Origin of the sequence: Photobacterium sp. SP02, assembly GCF_038519165.1 — a bacterium.
GTDB lineage: Bacteria > Pseudomonadota > Gammaproteobacteria > Enterobacterales > Vibrionaceae > Photobacterium > Photobacterium halotolerans.
Map to the genome: position 1 here is coordinate 1 of NZ_JASJOJ010000118.1, position 4415 is coordinate 4415.

At 43.7% G+C, this 4415-nt stretch carries 5 protein-coding genes; 4 read left to right on the forward strand and 1 reads right to left on the reverse strand.

Features of this window, described 5'->3' with window-relative positions:
- Window positions 1–88: 88 nt before the first annotated feature.
- Complete coding sequence (locus P0Y67_RS22245; protein ID WP_342393640.1) at window positions 89–769, reverse strand: phage integrase N-terminal SAM-like domain-containing protein; 681 nt, start codon at window positions 767–769, stop codon at window positions 89–91.
- Window positions 770–1111: 342 nt separating this feature from the next.
- On the opposite strand from P0Y67_RS22245, the gene P0Y67_RS22250 reads away from it, so the two are divergent.
- From P0Y67_RS22250 to P0Y67_RS22265, 4 genes are all read left to right on the forward strand, one after another.
- The gene (locus P0Y67_RS22250) at window positions 1112–1696 is read left to right on the forward strand and encodes a class I SAM-dependent DNA methyltransferase (protein WP_342393641.1); all 585 of its coding nucleotides are present in this window, start codon (window positions 1112–1114) and stop codon (window positions 1694–1696) included.
- A gap of 114 nt (window positions 1697–1810) precedes the next feature.
- Window positions 1811–2611, forward strand: a complete 801-nt coding sequence (locus tag P0Y67_RS22255; protein WP_342393642.1) for a sulfite exporter TauE/SafE family protein — start codon at window positions 1811–1813, stop codon at window positions 2609–2611.
- 87 nt (window positions 2612–2698) lie between these two features.
- Window positions 2699–3049, forward strand: coding sequence for a hypothetical protein (locus tag P0Y67_RS22260; RefSeq protein WP_342393643.1), 351 nt, complete (start codon window positions 2699–2701; stop codon window positions 3047–3049).
- Between the two features lie 92 nt (window positions 3050–3141).
- Window positions 3142–3996 (forward strand): MBL fold metallo-hydrolase, encoded by an 855-nt coding sequence (locus P0Y67_RS22265; protein WP_342393644.1) that lies wholly within the window; start codon window positions 3142–3144, stop codon window positions 3994–3996.
- The last annotated feature ends 419 nt before the right edge of the window (window positions 3997–4415 follow it).

The following is a 4415-nucleotide window of genomic DNA, read 5'->3' on the forward strand; positions in this document are numbered from 1 at the left end:
CCGGTTGTAGGCGCTCCCGGCGCCGACAACCTAAAAATTCGTCCTGAATTTTTCCCTGGGTTGGTGCTTACCAGCATATGTGCTAACGCTAATAGCAAGTGTAATTTGGGGTTTGGTGGGTATGTCGCGCATTGGGGTACTTACGTTCTAATGCATTTGGCAGAGATGGGCCTATCCCTTGCTGGTTGTCATCCTGTTGAATTTTAATAGCTTTTTTAATATATGTAGTGAGCTTTTCTGCGCATCTATGGCTGAGGATGGTTTGCCTATCTTTATGTCCTTTACCGTCTCTAACAGTCAGCGAAGCTCTATCAATATCAATATCAATGTCTTGGACGCGTAACCGGAGACATTCTGAAACTCTCAGTCCACTACCATAGAGCATCTCAATGATTAGCCTGTCTCGGCCATGAAGTTGATTTAATATCGATGAGATCTCCAATGGAGATAACACTGCCGGTAAATGTCGCTGTTTAGTGGCATAGCAAAAACCTAAATCCCCAAGCTCATGGTGCAAATGCTTCTGATACAGATAGGCTAATGCGTTCAGTGCAATTTTTTGTGTGTTGATAGCCACATTTCGTCGATTGGCAAGAAAGGTTAAAAATTGTGCAATTTCTTTCGTTCCCATTGTTTCAGGGTGACGTTTGTCGTGAAAGTTAATGAATGCCTTGATCCAATACAGATAGGTTTTTTCCGTTCTAATACTGTAACCACGCATACGCATTTCTTCTTGAAGACCGCTTAGAAATGGGCTTTTTACACTCATGATAACCCCCATCTTAAGATGCTGTGTTTTTATACAGCATTATTTAAGATTGCCGGATATCAAGGAAAATAGTGAAAAATTTTTGCGCGTTTGTACACGTACTAATTCATATAATTCATTTTTATCAATCGGTTATGTATTTACGAATTGAGATAATAGGTTTGGAAAACGCGCATGCGCGTTTTTCCAGATGGTGTATTTGGTAGAAAGCTGATAAGTTCTTAACATACAGATAGTTAACTGTGCGCGTTCTCACTGGTCTAACGAGCAAAACGCGCATGCGCGCTAATAAAATGTTAGGCAATCATCTGGTCTGGCCGAGCTTCTGTAGGAGTAACAATATTGAGCAATGAATGGGACGAATATGCTGAGGGTTGGGATGTTGACACCTCAGTACAAGAATATGCCAGTAAGGCTTTTGAAGAACTTACAAAAATCATCAACATTGACGGTCTATCTGTCTTTGACTTTGGTTGTGGTACGGGCCACCTTACCCAGCTCCTGAGCCCAAGGGTAAAAGACATAGTTGCCCTTGATGGCTCATCAGAAATGATAAAAATCTTGGGTAAGAAAAAGCTCAGTAATGTTTCGACTATTTCGGATTTTTTGACTCAAGAATTGATTGATAACAATCCGTATCTAACCAATAAGTTTGACTTAATCGTGGCGTCATCAGTTTGTGGGTTCTTACCCGATTATGAAATGACACTTGTGCTGTTAAAGTCTCTTTTGAAAAGCGGTGGTGTATTTATACAGTGGGACTGGCTGTCGAACGATGACTCCTCGGAAACGGGATTGTCTGAAAATAGAGTGCTACGTGCTCTCAAAGCAAATGAATTTATTGATTTTAAAGTAAAAAAACCATTTGAAATGAAGAGCTCAAAAGGCACTATGACAGTATTAATGGCTGTTGGGAAAAATGCCTAACAAGGCCGTCAACCATCGCCCACTCCGTGGGCTGGACCTCCAAACCGCTGCGCGGTTTTCCGGCCGGTTACGGCGGCGTTAAGTGTCAATCCAACAGAGTGCGAAATTCAGAGAATGAAAAAATCTAGAAATCCAGTGGCGGTGTTCTTTGGTGGATTCGCAATTGGAACCCTCGGCGGCCTTATCGGTCTTGGCGGGGCTGAGTTCAGGCTGCCGCTATTGATTGGCCTGTTTGGCTTTGCGGCTCTGCCGGCAATCATTCTTAACAAGGCCATGAGCCTGGTTGTGGTTGCTGCTTCGATTCCTTTTCGTGCGGGTGCTGTGCCGCTTTCGAGCGTTCTTGATCGGTGGGATGTGATAGCCACATTGCTGGCGGGTAGTCTCATTGGTGCGTGGGTAGGAGCAGGATGGGCAACGAAGATTGAATCAGAATTACTCTACAAAATCCTTGCGGGTCTTCTTGTCCTGATCGCAGCAGCTCTGTTCTGGGGACATGACTTGAATCCGGCAAATACAATTTCAATAAGCGGTTACGTTTTGGTCAGTATTGGCATGGTAACCGGCTTTTTTATTGGCGTTGTAGCTTCAATCATGGGAGTTGCTGGTGGGGAGCTTTTAATACCGGCCATCATTCTATTGTTTGGCGTCGATATTAAGCTTGCTGGCAGCTTATCGCTGGCGGTGAGCTTGCCCACAATGATTATTGGCTTTGCGCGGTACAGTCAGGATCAAAGTTTTAGAATAATTGCTGAGCAGTCTCGCTTCTTATGGGTCATGGCTGCTGGCTCAATAGCTGGCGCGTTTGCCGGTGGCATGTTGCTTGCTGTTGTGGCTAGTGCAATCATACTGCCCTTGTTAACGGGTATCCTGTTAATTTCCGCTTATAAAGTCTGGCGTCACAGTTATGACACTTAACAAACGCAAGCAATGCGGCCCTGCGGGCCCGGACGTCGCTTCGCTCCGCCGTTGTTGCGGGCGTTATGCATTAGAAGGGTATGTACGATGAAAACTACAGTAGTCGCTATCATCGGTGACTGGAATGGAGGTCATCATGGTAAATTCCCTTTGCTTCTAGAATATGAACCAGCGGAGAAAGAAAGGCCACTTTATTCTAGTGAAGGTTGGGGGCATGGATTTAGTGGAAATCGTTTTACTCTAGAAGATCTCAACAAATATGGACTTCTGGATATCTATGATCAGCCAGAATCAAGATGGGCTTTCCAGATACTGCAAGAGTGCTTGAAGAATGGGGATAGCAGTCATGTGGCCGGCGCGGCATTGCTCTCAAAACTGCAAGATAACTTGCCTGATATTCCTGATAGTGTGAAAGGTTACTTAAGTGCAAAAGCATAACAAGTGCAGGCACGGCGACGCCCTTTTCATTGCGCTTTCGGCTCCATTGCAAGGGCGCGCATGCTGCAAGCGTTAGCAATATAGGAATTAATATGAAGAAGTTGAGTGTTGTTCTGCTCTTATTAATTTCAGTTTGTGCAAGAGCGAACGAAGACATTCCAGAGATGAATGACAAAAACGGGTATGTTGAACCCTTTCAAATGTTTGACGACGTGTACTATGTCGGAGATAAATGGGTCTCCTCTTACGCAGTAGAAACTAGTGCAGGGCTAGTTATTATTGATACGCTAGATTTCCCTTACTCAAAATGGATACCGATTAACCTCAAAAAGTTAGGTTTAGAGGCGAAGTCCGTTACTCATGTTTTAGCGACTCATGGGCATTCTGACCATGTTGGGGGGGCGCAATATCTTCAGGCAAAGTATGGTTCTAAGGTGGTCATGAGCTTGAAAGGTCATGAACTGGCGATAGAACAAGCTGAGAAGAGTAAAGAAGTGAATAAGTTTTTGCCCCCTAATGTGGATCTTATTGTTAAAGATGGTATGACTCTCGAGATTGGAGGGAAAAAATTTAAATTCTACATTACACCAGGTCATACCGAGGGTGACTTTTCTTTAGACTTTATGGTTCAAGATAACGGTGCATTTCATCGCGCGTTTGTTGTCGGTGGGCACAGTTTGAGTGCTAAAAAACCAGAGTTGGCGAATCAATTTTTCGCTAGTATGGATAGAATTAGGGAGATTGCACTAATACCTCCTGTAGTTACTGTAAACTTGGCAAATCACCCACATAAAAATGATTTGTTCGCTAATCGTGATAGGCGACATAACGGTACAGAAACCAATCCATTTACAAGTGAGAATAATTTTTTTATGTTTTTAGATCAGCAGGAAAGTTTAGCTAGAGAAGAAATTAGTGAATTGGCACAATCGGTTAAATCTGACTGAATTCAGCGTAATAAACAACAGTGCCATAGCGAACAGTATGGGTATAATCCTATTGCTAACAAACGCTTTAAGATGGATTCGCAACGCTCGGCGGTTTTTGTTTGATTTGGCTTTTGTGTTTACTGTGAAATAATTGAGTGTAGTGGTGCGTTGCTCACCACTTAAACGGGCGTTAACTCATAGAAATTTTAATCTGAAACTGACGAGTTTGCATTAGAGTATTCCACTCCCACAGGGAAAAATTCAGGACGAATTTTTAGGTTGTCGGCGCCGGGAGCGCCTACAACCGGCCCGGATAACACCAGCGAAATCAAAGGCTTTTCTGGGCACTCTTTGAGCCAGCAAAGAGTGTCTGGCGCGCATCAGTTCATGCCAAATAAACCACCGGACTCAAGCGCGACATACCAGCAAACTCAGAC

Excerpts from the sequence above, each read along its gene's own strand:
- P0Y67_RS22265 (WP_342393644.1), top strand. The coding sequence starts at position 3,142 with ATGAAGAAGTTGAGTGTTGTTCTGCTCTTATTAATTTCAGTTTGTGCA.
- P0Y67_RS22260 (WP_342393643.1), top strand. The coding sequence starts at position 2,699 with ATGAAAACTACAGTAGTCGCTATCATCGGTGACTGGAATGGAGGTCAT.
- P0Y67_RS22245 (WP_342393640.1), bottom strand. The coding sequence starts at position 769 with ATGAGTGTAAAAAGCCCATTTCTAAGCGGTCTTCAAGAAGAAATGCGT.
- P0Y67_RS22255 (WP_342393642.1), top strand. The coding sequence starts at position 1,811 with ATGAAAAAATCTAGAAATCCAGTGGCGGTGTTCTTTGGTGGATTCGCA.